General features: G+C 63.6%; 16 protein-coding genes and 1 tRNA gene. 13 read left to right on the top strand and 4 right to left on the bottom strand.

The window, feature by feature from the left end; genetic code table 11:
• Positions 1-131 precede the first annotated feature (131 nt).
• Positions 132-1,283 (top strand): DUF6456 domain-containing protein, encoded by a 1,152-nt coding sequence (locus Q5701_RS16695; protein WP_306752115.1) that lies wholly within the window; start codon positions 132-134, stop codon positions 1,281-1,283.
• Positions 1,284-1,353: 70 nt separating this feature from the next.
• Here Q5701_RS16695 and Q5701_RS16690 read toward each other — a convergent pair whose 3' ends face one another.
• Positions 1,354-2,838 (bottom strand): catalase, encoded by a 1,485-nt coding sequence (locus Q5701_RS16690; RefSeq protein ID WP_306752114.1) that lies wholly within the window; start codon positions 2,836-2,838, stop codon positions 1,354-1,356.
• A gap of 91 nt (positions 2,839-2,929) precedes the next feature.
• On the opposite strand from Q5701_RS16690, the gene Q5701_RS16685 reads away from it, so the two are divergent.
• Complete coding sequence (locus Q5701_RS16685; protein ID WP_306752113.1) at positions 2,930-3,835, top strand: hydrogen peroxide-inducible genes activator; 906 nt, start codon at positions 2,930-2,932, stop codon at positions 3,833-3,835.
• A 49-nt stretch (positions 3,836-3,884) separates the two neighbouring features.
• Here Q5701_RS16685 and Q5701_RS16680 read toward each other — a convergent pair whose 3' ends face one another.
• Positions 3,885-4,433 carry a peroxiredoxin gene (locus Q5701_RS16680; RefSeq protein WP_306752112.1) on the bottom strand — a complete coding sequence of 183 codons (549 nt, stop codon included), beginning with the start codon at positions 4,431-4,433 and terminating at the stop codon, positions 3,885-3,887.
• Between the two features lie 173 nt (positions 4,434-4,606).
• Between Q5701_RS16680 and Q5701_RS16675 the strand changes: the two genes are divergently transcribed.
• The gene (locus Q5701_RS16675) at positions 4,607-5,353 is read left to right on the top strand and encodes a TerC family protein (protein WP_306752111.1); all 747 of its coding nucleotides are present in this window, start codon (positions 4,607-4,609) and stop codon (positions 5,351-5,353) included.
• A 51-nt stretch (positions 5,354-5,404) separates the two neighbouring features.
• Here the strand turns inward: Q5701_RS16675 and Q5701_RS16670 are convergent.
• Together Q5701_RS16670 and lipA are read right to left on the bottom strand one after the other, a co-directional pair.
• Positions 5,405-5,488, bottom strand: a tRNA-Leu gene (locus Q5701_RS16670).
• Positions 5,489-5,534: 46 nt separating this feature from the next.
• Entirely contained in the window at positions 5,535-6,491 is a 957-nt protein-coding gene (gene lipA / locus Q5701_RS16665) for a lipoyl synthase (protein ID WP_306755434.1), read from the bottom strand.
• A gap of 199 nt (positions 6,492-6,690) precedes the next feature.
• On the opposite strand from lipA, the gene Q5701_RS16660 reads away from it, so the two are divergent.
• The 10 genes from Q5701_RS16660 to nuoG all read left to right on the top strand — a co-directional run bounded on the left by Q5701_RS16660 (position 6,691) and on the right by nuoG (position 15,186).
• Positions 6,691-7,155, top strand: coding sequence for a hypothetical protein (locus Q5701_RS16660; RefSeq protein ID WP_306752110.1), 465 nt, complete (start codon positions 6,691-6,693; stop codon positions 7,153-7,155).
• A gap of 341 nt (positions 7,156-7,496) precedes the next feature.
• On the top strand, positions 7,497-7,862 hold the full coding sequence (locus Q5701_RS16655) for an NADH-quinone oxidoreductase subunit A (protein ID WP_234855429.1): 366 nt from the start codon (positions 7,497-7,499) through the stop codon (positions 7,860-7,862).
• On the top strand, positions 7,853-8,386 hold the full coding sequence (locus Q5701_RS16650) for a NuoB/complex I 20 kDa subunit family protein (protein ID WP_234855430.1): 534 nt from the start codon (positions 7,853-7,855) through the stop codon (positions 8,384-8,386). Before Q5701_RS16655 ends, Q5701_RS16650 begins: the two co-directional genes overlap by 10 nt.
• 4 nt (positions 8,387-8,390) lie before the next feature.
• The gene (locus Q5701_RS16645) at positions 8,391-9,014 is read left to right on the top strand and encodes an NADH-quinone oxidoreductase subunit C (protein WP_306752109.1); all 624 of its coding nucleotides are present in this window, start codon (positions 8,391-8,393) and stop codon (positions 9,012-9,014) included.
• Complete coding sequence (locus Q5701_RS16640) at positions 9,014-10,252, top strand: NADH-quinone oxidoreductase subunit D (protein ID WP_234855432.1); 1,239 nt, start codon at positions 9,014-9,016, stop codon at positions 10,250-10,252. The genes Q5701_RS16645 and Q5701_RS16640 overlap by 1 nt, the downstream gene beginning before the upstream one ends.
• Positions 10,252-11,169, top strand: a complete 918-nt coding sequence (nuoE, locus tag Q5701_RS16635; protein WP_306752108.1) for an NADH-quinone oxidoreductase subunit NuoE — start codon at positions 10,252-10,254, stop codon at positions 11,167-11,169. Before Q5701_RS16640 ends, nuoE begins: the two co-directional genes overlap by 1 nt.
• A 16-nt stretch (positions 11,170-11,185) precedes the next feature.
• Complete coding sequence (locus Q5701_RS16630) at positions 11,186-11,401, top strand: DUF5337 domain-containing protein (RefSeq protein WP_306752107.1); 216 nt, start codon at positions 11,186-11,188, stop codon at positions 11,399-11,401.
• Between the two features lie 27 nt (positions 11,402-11,428).
• Complete coding sequence (gene nuoF, locus Q5701_RS16625) at positions 11,429-12,724, top strand: NADH-quinone oxidoreductase subunit NuoF (RefSeq protein ID WP_234855435.1); 1,296 nt, start codon at positions 11,429-11,431, stop codon at positions 12,722-12,724.
• A complete protein-coding gene (locus Q5701_RS16620; protein WP_234855436.1) occupies positions 12,721-13,152 on the top strand; it encodes a DUF5333 domain-containing protein in 432 nt (143 codons plus the stop codon). The genes nuoF and Q5701_RS16620 overlap by 4 nt, the downstream gene beginning before the upstream one ends.
• Positions 13,153-13,164: 12 nt before the next feature.
• Positions 13,165-15,186, top strand: coding sequence for an NADH-quinone oxidoreductase subunit NuoG (nuoG, locus tag Q5701_RS16615; protein ID WP_306752106.1), 2,022 nt, complete (start codon positions 13,165-13,167; stop codon positions 15,184-15,186).
• The last annotated feature ends 9 nt before the right edge of the window (positions 15,187-15,195 follow it).

The following is a 15,195-nucleotide window of genomic DNA, read 5'->3' as shown; positions in this document are numbered from 1 at the left end:
CGGGCGTCAAAGTCCGTTGTGCGATTCAAACCAGAATGGACGAAGCCGTGCCTACCCGCTGTGAAACGACGGCTTCATGAATTGTTCCGGTTAGTTCCCCCGCTGCTGCCGAGGATGACAAGGGAAACGACATGAAGCTTTTGACCGGTGATTTCGCCATCGACAGCCTTTCCGCGGAGCACCGTTCGCTGACCGGAGCCATAAGCAAGCCTGCGGCCGATCTGCCCGACGATGCGCGCCTGTACCTGCGCCATGTCGAGGAAGGCCAGTCGATCCGTGCCCTTGCGCGGTCCGAGGGATGCCACGCATTCACCATCCTGCGCCGCATCCGCCGGTTCGAGGCACGGCGCGACGATCCCCTGGTCGACGGCGCCCTGACTGACGGCGCGGACCGCCCCCGACAGCTGGACGACCGCCAGGTGCTGCGCATCCTGCGTCGCCTGGCCGAACCGGGTGCCGTTCTTGTCACGGCGGACAGCATGGACAAGGCCATCATCAGCCGCGACGACATCAGGACCGCCGTCCTTGACCGCTGGATCGCCGAGGTCATGGCCTTGAAGGGCTGGGTCGTGCCGTCCGCCGCGCCGGGCCGGGTCCAGCGTTACGCCATTGCCCCTGCAGGGCGTGACGCATTGCGCGGGATGCTGCGATCCCCCCGGCAGCGCAAGGCGGTCCCCGGTCCCGCCGATTTCAGCGAAGCCAGCCCCGTGATGCAGGGGGTGGCCAATGACAACGCCCCCGGCATGGCCGAGGCGCCTGCCGGTTTCGATCATGCCGACCGCCATCGGGTCTGGGAAAAGCGCGTCATCGAAGACCCCGAGGATGGCCGCCGCCGCCGCACCCGCGTCAATATTGCCGAAAGTCCCCTGCTGCTGCTGGCGCGGCGGCGCGACGGGGCCGGCAAGCCCTTTCTGTCCAACGGCATGGTGACGGCGGGCGAACGCCTGCGCGAGGATTTCGAACTGGCCCAGCTTGGGCCGCGCGTCACGCAGAACTGGACCGGCTTCATGACATCGGGCATCGATTTCAGCCACAATGGCGGGGGGTATCGCGGCGGATCGGAATCGGCGCGCGACCGGGTTGCCTTGGCGCTGCGCGACCTTGGCCCCGGCATGGGCGACATCGTCCTGCGCGTCTGCTGTTTCCTGGAGGGGATCGAACTGACCGAACGCCGCCTGGGATGGTCGGCGCGGTCGGGCAAGATCGTGCTGCGTCTGGCACTGATGCGACTGGAACGGCATTATCAGGAAACCTATGGCAGCGGATCGCGTCTGATCGGATAACGAAAAAGGGGCGCCTTTCGGCGCCCCTTTCCATAGCAGGTCACTGGTTAACGAAACGCATCCAAAGGGATCATTCGGCGGCGTGGCGATGCGCTGCCTTTTCCGCACGCGCGGCGCGAATTCCTGCCGCATAAGCGGGGCTGATCCGCTCGAAATGAACGAGCACCCGTTCCAGCACGTCTTCGTCCGCGCCCTCCATGGCGGCGGCAAGGTTCCTGTAAAGCCGCGCCCGTTCGTCATCGTTCAGCACCCGGTCGTGCAGCGCGCGGGGCTGTTCGTAATCGTCGATCAGCTGGCGGTGCGGCTGGCGCGCGGCCACGCCTTGCAGGCGCAGGGGGGGTTCGGCAAAGGACGGATCCTCGGTTGCGCCGCCACGGCTGTTGGGCTCGTAATAGGCGTCCCCGCTGCCCGTGACCTGGCCGAAGAAGTTCATCTGCCCGTCCTTGTGGTAGTGATGGACCGGGCATTTCGGCGCGTTCACCGGCAGGTGTTCGTAATGCGTGCCCAGGCGGTAACGATGCGCGTCGGCATAGCTGAAGACGCGCGCCTGCAGCATCTTGTCAGGGCTATAGCCGATGCCGCGCACCTTGTTCGAGGGGCTGAAGGCCGCCTGCTCGATCTGCGCGAAATAGTTGTCGGCGTTGCGGTTCAGTTCGAACTGGCCGACCTCGATCAGCGGGTAATCCCCATGCGGCCAGACCTTGGTCAGATCGAAGGGATCATAGGGGGTCTTTTCGGCCTCAAGCTCGGGCATGATCTGGACATACATGGTCCAGCGGGGGAACTCGCCACGCTCGATCTTGCCGAACAGCGCCTCTTGATAGCCTTCGCGGGTATGGCCGATGATCTCGGCGGCCTCGCCGTTGGTGTAATGGCGGTGGCCCTGCTGGGTCTTGAAGTGGAACTTGACCCAGAAGCGTTCCCCGTCCTTGTTCCAGAAGGAATAGGTGTGGCTGCCGAAGCCGTCCATGAAGGTCGGATCCTGCGGCAATCCGCGATCGGACATCAGGATCGTCACCTGATGCAGCGATTCGGGGACCTGGCCCCAGAAATCCCACATGGCCGTGGCGCTGCGCAGGTTGGTGCGGGGATGACGCTTTTGCGTATGGATGAAGTCGGGGAATTTCAGCGGATCGCGCACGAAGAAGACGGGCGTGTTGTTACCCACCAGATCCCAGTTGCCCTCGTCGGTGTAGAATTTCAATGCAAAGCCGCGCACGTCGCGTTCATGGTCGGCCGCGCCCATTTCCCCTGCGACGGTCGAAAAGCGTGCCAGCATCGGGGTTGTCTTGCCAACCGCGCCAAAGATCGAGGCACAGCTGTATCGGCTGATGTCCTGCGTGACGGTGAAGGTGCCAAAGGCGCCCCAGCCCTTGGCATGGACCACGCGCTCCGGGATCCGCTCGCGGTTCTGATGCGCCAGTTTTTCCAGCAACTGGTAATCCTGCATCAGCACCGGGCCGCGGTCGCCTGCGGTCTCGGTGTTCTGGTTCGACGCCATCGGTGCGCCTGCCGTTGTCGTCATCCGAGGGTTGCGGGTGGTATCCTGGCTCATGGTCCGGCTCCTTGCTTGGCTTGCTTGTTCCTTGCACACGGTCGGAATAATGAGAAATTGGATAATCCGATCCTATGAATAAGGTTTCCTGATGAACATCACCTTGCGGCAACTGCGATATTTCCTGTCGCTTGCCCGGCAGGGGCATTTCACCCGTGCGGCCGATGCAATGCACGTGACCCAGCCAGCCCTCTCGATGCAGATCCGCACGCTGGAGGAGCAGGTGGGCAGCCTGTTGGTCGAACGCACGCCGTCAGGCGTGGTGCTGACCCCGCAAGGGCGCGCGCTGGAAAGCTATGCGCGGCAGGTCATGGGAGCAATGGCGGGGCTAAAGCAGGCGATGCGCCAGCCGGGGCAGGGCGGGCGGCTGATGCTGGGAATGATTCCCACCATCGCCCCCTATCTTCTGCCCGAGGCCTTGCCGCTTTTGCGGGCCCGCGACATTGGCCGCGACCTGCATCTGCGCGAGGCGCCGACCGACCGGCTTGTCGATGAGCTGTGCCGGGGGCGGCTGGACGTGGCAGTCGTGGCGACCCCGCCCGACACGCCTGATCTGGTCGCCCTGCCGCTGTTCACCGATCCGTTCCTGCTGGCGGGAAGCCAGGATCGCATTGCCCGCATAGGTGCGCTGCGCCCGGAACCCCGTGACTTGGACCCGGGCCAGTTGCTGCTGCTGGACGAAGGCCATTGCCTTGGCGATCAGGCCCTGGAGGTGTGCGGCCTGAACCGTCGCAGCGCCCGGCTGGATCTGGGTGCGGCTTCCCTCGCAACCCTGTGCCGGCTGGCGGCGCAGGGCATGGGGCTGACATTCCTGCCGCAGCTTGCCGCCCGCCAGGAATGCGCGGCAGCCCTTGGCTTGGCCGTCGTATCCTTTCCCGATCCGCAACCGGCCCGCGATGTGCTGCTGTTGCGTCGCGCCACGACCCCGGCAGGGGGATGGTTCGACGACCTGGGCGACCTGCTGAGAACCGCGGGCCAGTCCGTCATGAAGGCCTGAACGAAAAAGGCCGCCCCAACGGGACGGCCAATGCGGCAATGCGGGGGGATCAGACAGCCTCGGCCACGCGTGCGGTCTGCAACCAGTCCAGAACCGATTCGGGCGCGGTGGCGCCATAGGGATCCTCGGCGCAGTTGTCGCAGCGGCCCGGTTCCTCGAACCAGGCCTCAACAACGCCGTCGGTGACGACGGCCGCGTAACGCCAGCTCCGCGCGCCAAAGCCCAGGTTGTCCTTGCGCACCAGCATCCCGACCTTTTCGGTAAACTCGCCCGACCCGTCGGGGATCACCGTCACGTTCCGTAGGTCTTGCGCCTTGGCCCACTGGTTCATGACAAAGCTGTCATTGACCGACAGGCAATAGATCGCGTCGATGCCCAGGTCGCGCATCCGCCCGAAGGCCTTTTCGAAGCCCGGCAACTGATAGGTCGAACAGGTCGGCGTAAACGCCCCCGGCAGCGAAAACAGCACGACGCGCTTGCCGGCAAAGTAATCCGCCGTAGTCACGTCCTGCCAGCGAAAGGGGTTGGGCCCGCCCAGGGATTCGTCACGCACACGGGTGCGGAAGGTCACGAAGGGCAGCTTGTCTCCGGCTTTCATCTTGATTCCTGTGATCTGGGCACAAGGATCGATCCCGTGCCCCTTTGTTGTCCCCCCATGCCTTGACAGCTATCGCTGCAGCGCGGCAAAGGCAACGCTGCAAGGCAGCAATCGCGGAACTAGAACAGCTTTTGCGACTTTGCTAACCATCTCCCTCACATCAGGAATTTCCCATGCAGGACATCATCGCCCTTATGCAGCAACCCGAGGCCTGGATTGCGCTTGCCACCCTTATGGTGATGGAAATCGTGCTGGGCATCGACAACCTGCTGTTCATCTCGATCCTGTCGAACAAGCTGCCCGAAGGTCAGCGCGAACGCGCCCGCAAGATCGGCATCGGCCTGGCACTGATCATGCGCCTTGGCCTGCTTGCGACGATCGCATGGATCGTGCAGCTGACGCGGCCGGTGGTCACGATCCTGGGGAACGAGTTTTCCTGGAAGGACATCATCCTGGTCGTGGGCGGCCTGTTCCTCGTCTGGAAGGCCACAAAGGAAATCCATCACCACGTGGATCCCGTCGATCAAGAGGATACGATGATCGGAACGGCAGCCATCGGCTTCGGCAGCGCCATCGTGCAGATCCTGATTCTGGACCTGGTGTTTTCCATCGATAGCATCATCACCGCCGTGGGTATGACGCCCCATGTCGAAATCATGGTCGTCGCCGTTGTCACCGCTGTGACCGTGATGCTGCTGGCGGCCAATCCCCTGGCGAACTTCATTGGCAAGAACCCGACCATCGTGATGCTGGCGCTGTCCTTCCTTCTGCTGATCGGCACGACGCTGATCGCAGAAGGGTTCGGGGTCCATGTTCCGAAGGGCTATATCTACGCCGCCATGGCCTTTTCCGCGACAGTCGAGGGCCTGAACATGTGGGCCAGGAACGCCCGACTGCGCAACAAAGGCGCAACGCGCTGACTGAACAGCGGGCCGCGTCAAGCGGCCCTTTCAAGTCAATAAGGGAAAGGCTGGTACCCGAGGTCGGACTCGAACCGACATGCCTTGCGGCGGCGGATTTTGAATCCGCTACGTCTACCATTCCGTCACTCGGGCCTTCCGCGTTCCGACTAAATCGGGACGCGCGCTTTTGCAAGAGGGGTCAGGCGCGGCCCAGCTTTTGCAGACGCGCCTGACGCAGCCGGGCGAAATCGTCGCCCGCGTGATAGGACGACCGGGTCAAGGGTGTCGCCGACACCATCAGGAATCCTTTGCCGAACGCGGCCTTTTCATAGCCCGCGAATTCTTCGGGCGTGACGAAGCGATCGACGCGGTGATGCTTGGGCGTCGGTTGCAGGTATTGGCCGATGGTCATGAAGTCGATATCGGCGGCGCGCATATCGTCCATGACCTGCAGGACGCTGCCCCGATCCTCGCCCAGGCCGACCATGATTCCCGATTTGGTGAACATCGCCGGATCCAGTTCCTTGACCTTTTGCAGCAGCCTCAGCGAATGGAAATAGCGCGCGCCGGGCCGGACGGTCGGATACAGGGCAGGGACCGTTTCAAGGTTGTGGTTGAAGACATCGGGCCGCGCCTCGACCACGGTTTCCACCGATCCGGGCCTGGATTTCAGGAAATCGGGGACCAGGACCTCGATGGTGGAATCGGGGCTGCGGTGGCGGATGGCACGGATCGTCTGGGCGAAATGATCGGCCCCGCCGTCGTCCAGGTCGTCGCGGTCCACGCTGGTGATCACGACGTGCTTCAGCCCCAGCTTGTGAACAGCATGGGCCACACGGCCGGGTTCGAAAACGTCAAGCGCGTTGGGCTTGCCGGTGGCGACGTTGCAGAAGGTGCAGCCGCGGGTGCAGATTTCCCCCATGATCATCATGGTAGCGTGACCCTGGGACCAGCATTCCCCCACGTTAGGGCAGCCCGCTTCCTCGCAGACGGTGGACAGGCGGTTGTCCTTCATGATGTCGCGGGTGCGCTTGTAGCCGTCCGAAGTCGGAGCCTTGACGCGGATCCAGGCGGGTTTCTTGGGCTGCGCCTGATCGGGCCGGTGGGCCTTTTCCGGGTGTCGCTGGTCGGGAATCCGAAGATCGCGCAAGGCCATGTCCTTTCCGGTCGCGGTTCCCCAAGAAATAGCGGCTTCGCGCGGCAAGCGCAACGCATAGGGGCCATGCACCTTCAGACCCGCAAGGGCAGCCCGTTCCATGACCGACATTCTTGTGTTCGCGCGTCATGGAACAAGCGGGCGATCCGCGTGTTGGTTCGGGAATTCAATGCCTAAACACATCCGATGGAGGATTGCGATGAAGATCAAGACCCTTACTGCCCCGATCGCCCTGGCTGCCGTTCTTGGCTTTGGCCCTGCCGCCTTTGCCCAGAACATGGTCGGCACGCAACAGGTGACCGAGGCGGACATGGCTGCCGTGGCCGAACACTGCCGGACCTTGGCGATGGGGTCGGATGACCAGGCTGCAGGCGCGACCGCCGCCGGCGGCGACGCGGGCAATTCGGGCAATGCCGACAACGACTCGGTGTCAAGCACGGGGGGGCCTGACGCGGACGCTGGAACCATGGATGGCGCGCAGCCGACCACCGGCAACGAAGGCAACCAGGACGACGACGCGCCCAACCCGAACGCCATTGCATCAACCGCCGGTCCCGCCAGCGGCACGACTGGCGTGGAAGGCAACCAGGATGCGGACCAGTTCTCTGGTACCATCAACATGGAGGTCATCACCCTGGCCGACTGCCAAGCTGCCGGGATGTGAAGCAGACCTGCATCTGACGGTGAAAGGCAGCCTTTGGGGGCTGCCTTTTTCTTTGCCGTGATCGGTGTCTGCGTCAGCCTGTCGCAGGGATGGAATGCCTTGAATTGCGCAAGGCGGGTTGGCATATGATGCCTGTGACAGCCAAGGCTCGTGGCCCTTGCAAGGGGATGCGTCGTTTTCTTTGGCCGTTGCAATTGCAACAACGGTTCTGGACCCGCCTAATCCGACACGGCGGGAACCGCGCGCCCGTTGACCCCGCTGGCCCGCGGGTCTAAACGGGCGCACAGCTAACCCGTCGCGGGCAGCCAACGCCTTTCCGCGGCCGACAAGGGAACTTGCCCGTGGAAACCCTGCTTCAGGATTACCTGCCAATCCTCGTCTTTGCCGCAATGGCCTCGGCCTTGGCCCTGATCCTGATCCTGGCCGCGGTGGTTGTCGCCGTGCGCAATCCCGATCCCGAAAAGGTCAGCGCCTATGAATGCGGCTTCAACGCCTTTGACGACGCGCGGATGAAATTCGACGTGCGATTCTATCTTGTGTCGATCCTGTTCATCATCTTCGACCTCGAAGTGGCCTTTCTGTTTCCCTGGGCGGTCAGCTTTGCGGGCCTGTCAGAGGTGGCCTTCTGGTCAATGATGGTGTTCCTGGGCGTTCTGACCGTGGGCTTTGCCTATGAATGGAAGAAAGGTGCGCTTGAATGGGCGTGATGACCGGAGCGAATACGGCTGGTCCCGACCGCGAGGTTGCGACCGCTACCCTTAATCGCGAATTGCAGGACAAGGGCTTCCTGCTGACCACGACCGAGGACATCATCAACTGGGCGCGCAACGGCTCGCTGCACTGGATGACCTTCGGCCTGGCCTGCTGTGCGGTGGAAATGATGCAGGCGTCCATGCCGCGTTACGACATCGAACGCTTTGGCACGGCGCCCCGGGCATCGCCCCGCCAGTCCGACCTGATGATCGTCGCGGGCACCGTGACGAACAAGATGGCCCCGGCGGTGCGCAAGGTTTATGACCAGATGCCCGAGCCGCGCTATGTCATCAGCATGGGAAGCTGCGCCAACGGCGGCGGATATTACCATTACAGCTACTCGGTGCTTCGGGGCGTGGACCGGATCCTGCCTGTGGACATCTATGTCCCCGGCTGCCCCCCCACGGCCGAGGCGCTGCTGTACGGCATCCTGCAACTTCAGCGCCGCATCCGGCGCACCGGCACGCTGGTGAGGTGATACGATGCCCGTTTACCCTGATATCGACGCGTTGGACCAGCTTGCCGAACACATCAAGCTGCGGCGCGGGGACGAGATCCTTGAAACCCACGTTGCCTTTGGTGAGCTGACGGTCACTGCAAGCCTGTCCGGCCTTGTGGATCTGATCGAGTTTCTGCGCAGCGACAACAGCTGCCGCTTTTCCACCCTGGTGGACATGACCGCCGTTGATTACCCCGAACGCGCGCAGCGGTTCGACGTGGTCTGGCATCTGCTGTCGATGTACCAGAACCACCGCATCCGGGTGAAGGTGGCGATCCGGGAAGACGAGATCGTGCCGTCCCTGGTGCGGATCTACCCTTGCGCCAATTGGTTCGAGCGCGAGGTCTTCGATATGTTCGGGATCCTGTTCTCGGGGCACCCGGACCTGCGCCGCATCCTGACCGATTACGGCTTCAGCGGCTTTCCCCTGCGCAAGGATTTCCCGACCACCGGCTATGTCGAGCTTCGCTATGACGAATCCGAAAAGCGGGTGATCTATGAACCCGTGCGGCTGACGCAGGAATATCGGCAGTTCGACTTCCTCTCGCCCTGGGAGGGCACGCAATATGTGCTGCCGGGCGACGAAAAGACCAAGGGGCAAGGCTAATGGACGGCGATATCCGCACCAACAGCTATGACGACGGCTCGTCCGATATGCTGGTCGGCGAACAGAAGATCCGCAACTTCAACATCAACTTCGGTCCCCAGCACCCGGCGGCGCATGGCGTACTGCGGATGGTGCTGGAACTGGATGGCGAGGTTGTCGAGCGCGCCGACCCCCATATCGGCCTGCTGCATCGCGGCACCGAAAAGCTGATGGAAAGCAGGACTTACCTGCAAAACCTGCCGTATTTCGACCGGCTGGACTATGTGTCCCCGATGAACCAGGAACACGCTTGGTGCCTGGCGATCGAACGGCTGACGGGCACCGTCGTGCCGCGTCGCGCCAGCCTGATCCGGGTGCTGTATTGCGAGATCGGCCGCATCCTCAACCACCTGCTGGGCCTGACCACCGGGGCCATGGACGTGGGCGCGCTGACTCCGCCCTTGTGGGGGTTCGAGGCGCGCGAGCAGTTGATGATCTTCTATGAGCGCGCCAGCGGATCGCGGCTGCACGCCAACTATTTCCGCCCTGGCGGGGTGCATCAGGATCTGCCGCCCAGCCTGCTGGACGATATCGAGGCCTGGTGCGAGACCTTCCCCAAGGTCGTGGACGATCTGGACACGCTGCTGACTGAAAACCGCATCTTCAAGCAGCGTCTGGTCGGCATCGGCATCGCCACCGAACAGGATGCGCTGGACTGGGGCTTTACCGGGGTGATGGCGCGCGGCTCGGGCCTGGCCTGGGATTTGCGGCGCTCGCAGCCCTATGAGTGTTATGACGAATTCGACTTCAAGATTCCGATCGGACGCAACGGCGACAGCTATGACCGCTTCCTGCTGAGAATGCAGGAAATGCGCGAATCGACCCATATCATGAAACAGGCCGTCCAGAAGCTGCGGGCCGAACCCGCGGGCGACGTGCTGGCACGTGGCAAGCTGACCCCGCCGCGGCGGGGCGAGATGAAGCGCGACATGGAAAGCCTGATCCACCACTTCAAGCTCTATACCGAAGGCTTCCGCGTCCCGGCGGGCGAGGTATATGCCGCGGTCGAGGCGCCCAAGGGCGAATTCGGCGTCTATCTGGTCAGCGACGGGACCAACAAACCCTATCGCGCCAAGCTGAAGGCCCCCGGCTTTCAGCATCTGCAGGCCATCGACTATCTGGCCAGGGGACATTTGCTGGCCGACGTGCCTGCCCTGATCGCCACCATTGACGTCGTCTTCGGAGAGGTTGACCGCTGATGCTTCGCCGTCTTTCGCCCGTCCAGCCGGACAGCTTCGCATTCACGCCCGGCAATTTGGAATGGGCCTATGCCCAGATCACCAAATACCCCGAAAGCCGCCAGCAATCCGCGATCATTCCGCTGCTGTGGCGCGCCCAGGAACAGGAAGGCTGGCTGTCGCGCCCGGCCATCGAATATTGCGCCAAACTTCTGGACATGGCCTATATCCGTGCGCTCGAAGTGGCGACATTCTACTTTATGTTCCAGTTGCAACCTGTTGGTTCTGTTGCGAACATTCAGATTTGCGGCACCACCACCTGCATGATCTGCGGGGCCGAGGATCTGATTGCGGTCTGCAAGCGCAAGATCGCGCCCACCCCGCACACCCTGTCTGCCGATGGCAAGTTCAGCTGGGAAGAAGTTGAATGCCTGGGGGCCTGCTCCAACGCTCCCATGGCCCAGATCGGCAAGGATTATTACGAGGATCTGACCCCTGAGCGGCTGGAGGCCTTGATCGACGCCTTTTCCGCAGGCGAGGTGCCGCTGCCGGGTCCGCAGAACGGCCGGTTCTCCTCCGAGCCTCTGGGCGGGCCGGTTGCCTTGGCTGATCTGATGGGGCAGGGCGACGATCTCAACGCAAGCGCGGCGCTTGCCCGCGATATCGGCGAAACTGTCAAGCGCATCGACGGCACCGAGGTACCGATCCTCGCCAAGTGGTTGCGCAATCCGCCGGCCGCATCGGATGACCGGACCGGCGTCGATACGGCGCCCGAAAACGAACCGCGACCCTCGGAAGGGGTGCCCACAGATGCAACCGGGGTGACCGAGCAGGAAGCGCAGGCGGCATCGGCCGCGCGCCCCGTTTCGGATCGCAACCCCGCCGGCATCCGCACCATCGAGCAAGCGGAGCAAAAGGACGAGACGGCGAACCGATAGACAAGGGGCCAGGCAGATGCGCGGAACCGGACAGGATCGCGATGCGCGCCAGATGCGTCTGGCGGCCCTGGTGATCGCGGGCGCCATGTGCCTGTGGCTGCTGGTTCAGGCGCTTGGCAGTTATTACGGCTGGGCCGGGGAATGGGCGTTTCTGGCGGATCTGGCCGCCATTGGTGCTTTTGTCTGGTCGCTGATCGTGACCTGGCGTATCTGGCGGCGCAGGAATGCCTGACGCCCGGATGAGAGGATTGAGAGCAGGATGCTGAAAGATCAGGATCGCATTTTCACCAACATCTACGGGATGGGTGACCGCAGCCTTGCAGGCGCGAAAAAGCGCGGCCATTGGGACGGCACGGCCGAGATCCTCGGCCGCGGCCGCGACAAGATCGTGGAACAGGTCAAGGCATCCGGGCTGCGCGGGCGCGGCGGCGCGGGCTTTCCGACGGGCCTGAAATGGTCCTTCATGCCCAAGGAATCCGACGGGCGCCCGTCCTATCTGGTGATCAACGCCGACGAATCCGAACCCGCGACCTGCAAGGACCGCGAGATCATGCGCCACGATCCGCACACGCTGATCGAAGGGGCGCTGATCGCCAGCTTCGCCATGGGCGCGCATTCGGCATACATCTATATCCGGGGCGAGTTCATCCGCGAGAAAGAGTCGCTGCAAGCAGCCATCGACGAATGCTATGACGCGGGCCTGCTGGGCGCCAATGCCGCCGGGTCCGGCTGGGATTTCGACCTGTATCTGCATCACGGCGCCGGTGCCTACATCTGCGGCGAGGAAACGGCGCTGCTGGAAAGCCTGGAAGGCAAGAAGGGGATGCCCCGCATGAAGCCGCCCTTCCCGGCGGGCGCGGGGCTGTATGGCTGCCCGACCACGGTGAACAACGTCGAATCCATCGCGGTGGTCCCGACGGTGCTGCGGCGGGGGCCGGAATGGTTCGCGGGCTTTGGCCGCCCGAACAACGCGGGCGTCAAGCTGTTCGGCCTGACCGGCCACCTCAACACGCCCTGCGTGGTCGAGGAAGCGATGTCGATCCCCATGAAGGAACTGATCGAAAAGCATGGCGGGGGCGTGCGCGGCGGCTGGAAGAACCTCAAGGCGGTGATCCCGGGCGGCGCCTCCTGTCCGGTACTGACGGCGGAACAGTGCGAAAACGCCATCATGGACTATGACGGGATGCGCGAATTGCGGTCGTCCTTCGGCACCGCCTGCATGATCGTGATGGACCAGCAAACCGACATCATTAAGGCGATCTGGCGGCTGTCCAAGTTCTTTAAGCATGAAAGCTGCGGGCAATGCACGCCCTGCCGCGAAGGCACCGGCTGGATGATGCGCGTCATGGAACGGCTTGTGCGCGGCGATGCCGAAGTCGAGGAAATCGACATGCTGCTGGACGTGACCAAGCAGGTCGAGGGCCACACCATCTGCGCGCTTGGCGATGCCGCCGCCTGGCCGATCCAGGGCCTGATCCGCAATTTCCGCGAGGAGATCGAGGACCGGATCAAGGCCAAGCGCACCGGCCGCATGGGGGCAATGGCTGCGGAATGATGCGTCTGACGGCACATAGGGCTGTTCTGGGCAGGGCGTTTGCGGTGCTTTTGGGCGCCGCGATGCTGGCTGCGCCTGCCTCTGCCTTGCCGCCGCTGTCGCAGAACACCCATATCAACAACAGCCTCGTGCAAGCGCGCGTGGCTGACCTGCTGCGCCGGGGGTGCCCCGATCTGGATGCGCGAATCATCAAGGCCTTTGGCGAGGCGCGCAAGCTGAAACGCTATGCGAAGGACCAGGGCTATAGCGACGCCCAGATCGACGCCTTTCTTGACAGCCGCGACGAACGCCGCCGCATCTACGCACAGGCTGACCGTTACATGGTCGCCAATGGGGTGGTGAATGGCCAACCCGAGACATTCTGCCGTCTGGGGCAGCAAGAGATAGCCCAAAAGACGATCGCCGGATCGCTTCTGGTTGCCAGGTAAGGAAAAAAGCCGATGGCCGACTTGCGCACGATCAAGATCGACGGGACCGAGATCGCGGTCGATCCCAACCTGACCCTGATCCAGGCCTGCGAACTGGCCGGGATCGAGATCCCGCGTTTCTGTTACCACGAACGGCTGTCCATCGCAGGAAACTGCCGGATGTGCCTGGTCGAGGTCGTGGGCGGTCCGCCCAAGCCTGCCGCATCCTGCGCCATGCAGGTCAAGGATCTGCGGCCCGGCCCCGATGGTGCGCCTTCGGAAATCCGCACCAACAGCCCGATGGTCAAGAAGGCCCGCGAGGGTGTCATGGAATTCCTGCTGATCAACCACCCGCTGGACTGCCCCATTTGCGACCAGGGCGGCGAATGCGATCTGCAAGACCAGGCAATGGCTTACGGGGTAGACTTCAGCCGCTATCGAGAGCCGAAGCGCGCCGCCGAGGAACTGAACCTGGGGCCGCTGGTCGAAACCCACATGACGCGCTGCATCAGTTGCACCCGCTGCGTGCGCTTCACGAGCGAGGTCGCGGGCATCAGCCAGATGGGCCAGACCGGCCGCGGCGAGGACAGCGAGATCACCAGCTATCTGAACGAGACGCTGGCCTCGAACCTGCAGGGCAATATCATCGACCTGTGCCCGGTCGGCGCGCTTGTAAGCCGGCCCTATGCCTTCAAGGCGCGCCCCTGGGAACTGCGCAAGACCGAGACCATCGACGTGATGGACGCGCTTGGCAGCAACATCCGCGTGGACGTGAAGGGGCGCGAAGTCATGCGCATCCTGCCGCGCAACCATGACGGCGTGAACGAGGAATGGATCAGCGACAAGACCCGCTTCGTGTGGGACGGGCTGCGCCGCCAGCGGCTGGACAGGCCCTATATCCGCGAAAACGGCAAGCTGCGCGTGGCGACATGGGCCGAGGCACTGGCCGCAACCGCCGCAGCCATGAAGGGGCGAAAGGTCGCCGGTCTGGTGGGTGATCTGGCCCCGGTCGAAGCCGCATTCAGCCTCAAGCACCTGATCGAGGGACTGGGCGGCAACGTGGAATGCCGCACCGATGGCGCACGCCTGCCTGCGGGTAACCGCTCGGCCTATGTGGGCAATGCGACGATTGCCGATATCGACTCGGCCAAGCGGATTCTTCTGATCGGCACCAACCCGCGCGACGAGGCTCCGGTGTTGAACGCGCGCATCCGCAAGGCCTGGATACATGGCGCGCAGGTGGCCGTGGTGGGCGAGGGGGCGGATCTGACCTATGACTATCACCACCATGGCGCCGACCGCGCGGCGCTGTCCGAGCTGGTCAAAGGCGATTTCCAGTCGAGCCAAGGCACGCCCGGCATCGTGATCGTGGGCCAAGGCGCGCTTCGCGAGGCGGATGGCGAGGCGGTCCTGGCCAATGCCATGCGCATCTGCGAACTGGACGACTGCAAGCTGCTGGTTCTGCACAGCGCGGCGTCCCGCGTTGGTGCGATGGATGTGGGCGCGGTAACCGAAGGCGGCATGGACGCTGCCATCGAGGGGGCCGAGGTGATCTTCAACCTTGGCGCGGACGAGGTGGACATCGCCCCGGGCGCCACGGTGATCTATCAGGGCAGCCACGGCGACCGTGGTGCGCACCGGGCCGACATCATCCTGCCCGCCGCCTGCTATACCGAGGAAACGGCCCTGTTCGTGAATACCGAAGGGCGCCCGCAACTGGCCCTGCGCGCGAACTTCGCGCCGGGCGAGGCCAAGGAGAACTGGGCGATCCTGCGGGCGCTGTCCGCCGAACTGGGTGCGACGCTGCCTTGGGACAGCCTGGCGCAACTGCGCCGTGCCCTGGTCGGGGCCGTGCCGCATCTGGCGCAGATCGACCAGGTGCCCGAGAACGAATGGCAAGCCTTGCAGCGGCTGGACATGGGCACCGCAAGCTTCCGCAACGGGGTCAAGGATTTTTATCTGACGAATCCGATTGCGCGCTGTTCGCCCCTGATGGGGGAATTGTCGCGCATGGCAGCAGCGCGCGCCGCCGCCCCGGCCCTAGCGGCCGAGTGACAGCCATGC

The organism is Paracoccus actinidiae (genome assembly GCF_030863885.1).
Classification (GTDB): Bacteria; Pseudomonadota; Alphaproteobacteria; order Rhodobacterales; family Rhodobacteraceae; genus Paracoccus; species Paracoccus everestensis.
The sequence above is the reverse complement of the archived record's forward strand: the minus strand, read 5'-3'. Positions and strand labels throughout refer to the sequence as shown.

Excerpts from the sequence above, each read along its gene's own strand:
- lipA (WP_306755434.1), bottom strand. The coding sequence starts at position 6,491 with ATGGCCTTGCGCGATCTTCGGATTCCCGACCAGCGACACCCGGAAAAG.
- Q5701_RS16660 (WP_306752110.1), top strand. The coding sequence starts at position 6,691 with ATGAAGATCAAGACCCTTACTGCCCCGATCGCCCTGGCTGCCGTTCTT.
- nuoF (WP_234855435.1), top strand. The coding sequence starts at position 11,429 with ATGCTGAAAGATCAGGATCGCATTTTCACCAACATCTACGGGATGGGT.
- Q5701_RS16630 (WP_306752107.1), top strand. The coding sequence starts at position 11,186 with ATGCGCGGAACCGGACAGGATCGCGATGCGCGCCAGATGCGTCTGGCG.
- nuoG (WP_306752106.1), top strand. The coding sequence starts at position 13,165 with ATGGCCGACTTGCGCACGATCAAGATCGACGGGACCGAGATCGCGGTC.
- nuoE (WP_306752108.1), top strand. The coding sequence starts at position 10,252 with ATGCTTCGCCGTCTTTCGCCCGTCCAGCCGGACAGCTTCGCATTCACG.
- Q5701_RS16680 (WP_306752112.1), bottom strand. The coding sequence starts at position 4,433 with ATGAAAGCCGGAGACAAGCTGCCCTTCGTGACCTTCCGCACCCGTGTG.
- Q5701_RS16640 (WP_234855432.1), top strand. The coding sequence starts at position 9,014 with ATGGACGGCGATATCCGCACCAACAGCTATGACGACGGCTCGTCCGAT.
- Q5701_RS16675 (WP_306752111.1), top strand. The coding sequence starts at position 4,607 with ATGCAGGACATCATCGCCCTTATGCAGCAACCCGAGGCCTGGATTGCG.
- Q5701_RS16645 (WP_306752109.1), top strand. The coding sequence starts at position 8,391 with ATGCCCGTTTACCCTGATATCGACGCGTTGGACCAGCTTGCCGAACAC.
- Q5701_RS16690 (WP_306752114.1), bottom strand. The coding sequence starts at position 2,838 with ATGAGCCAGGATACCACCCGCAACCCTCGGATGACGACAACGGCAGGC.
- Q5701_RS16685 (WP_306752113.1), top strand. The coding sequence starts at position 2,930 with ATGAACATCACCTTGCGGCAACTGCGATATTTCCTGTCGCTTGCCCGG.
- Q5701_RS16620 (WP_234855436.1), top strand. The coding sequence starts at position 12,721 with ATGATGCGTCTGACGGCACATAGGGCTGTTCTGGGCAGGGCGTTTGCG.
- Q5701_RS16650 (WP_234855430.1), top strand. The coding sequence starts at position 7,853 with ATGGGCGTGATGACCGGAGCGAATACGGCTGGTCCCGACCGCGAGGTT.
- Q5701_RS16695 (WP_306752115.1), top strand. The coding sequence starts at position 132 with ATGAAGCTTTTGACCGGTGATTTCGCCATCGACAGCCTTTCCGCGGAG.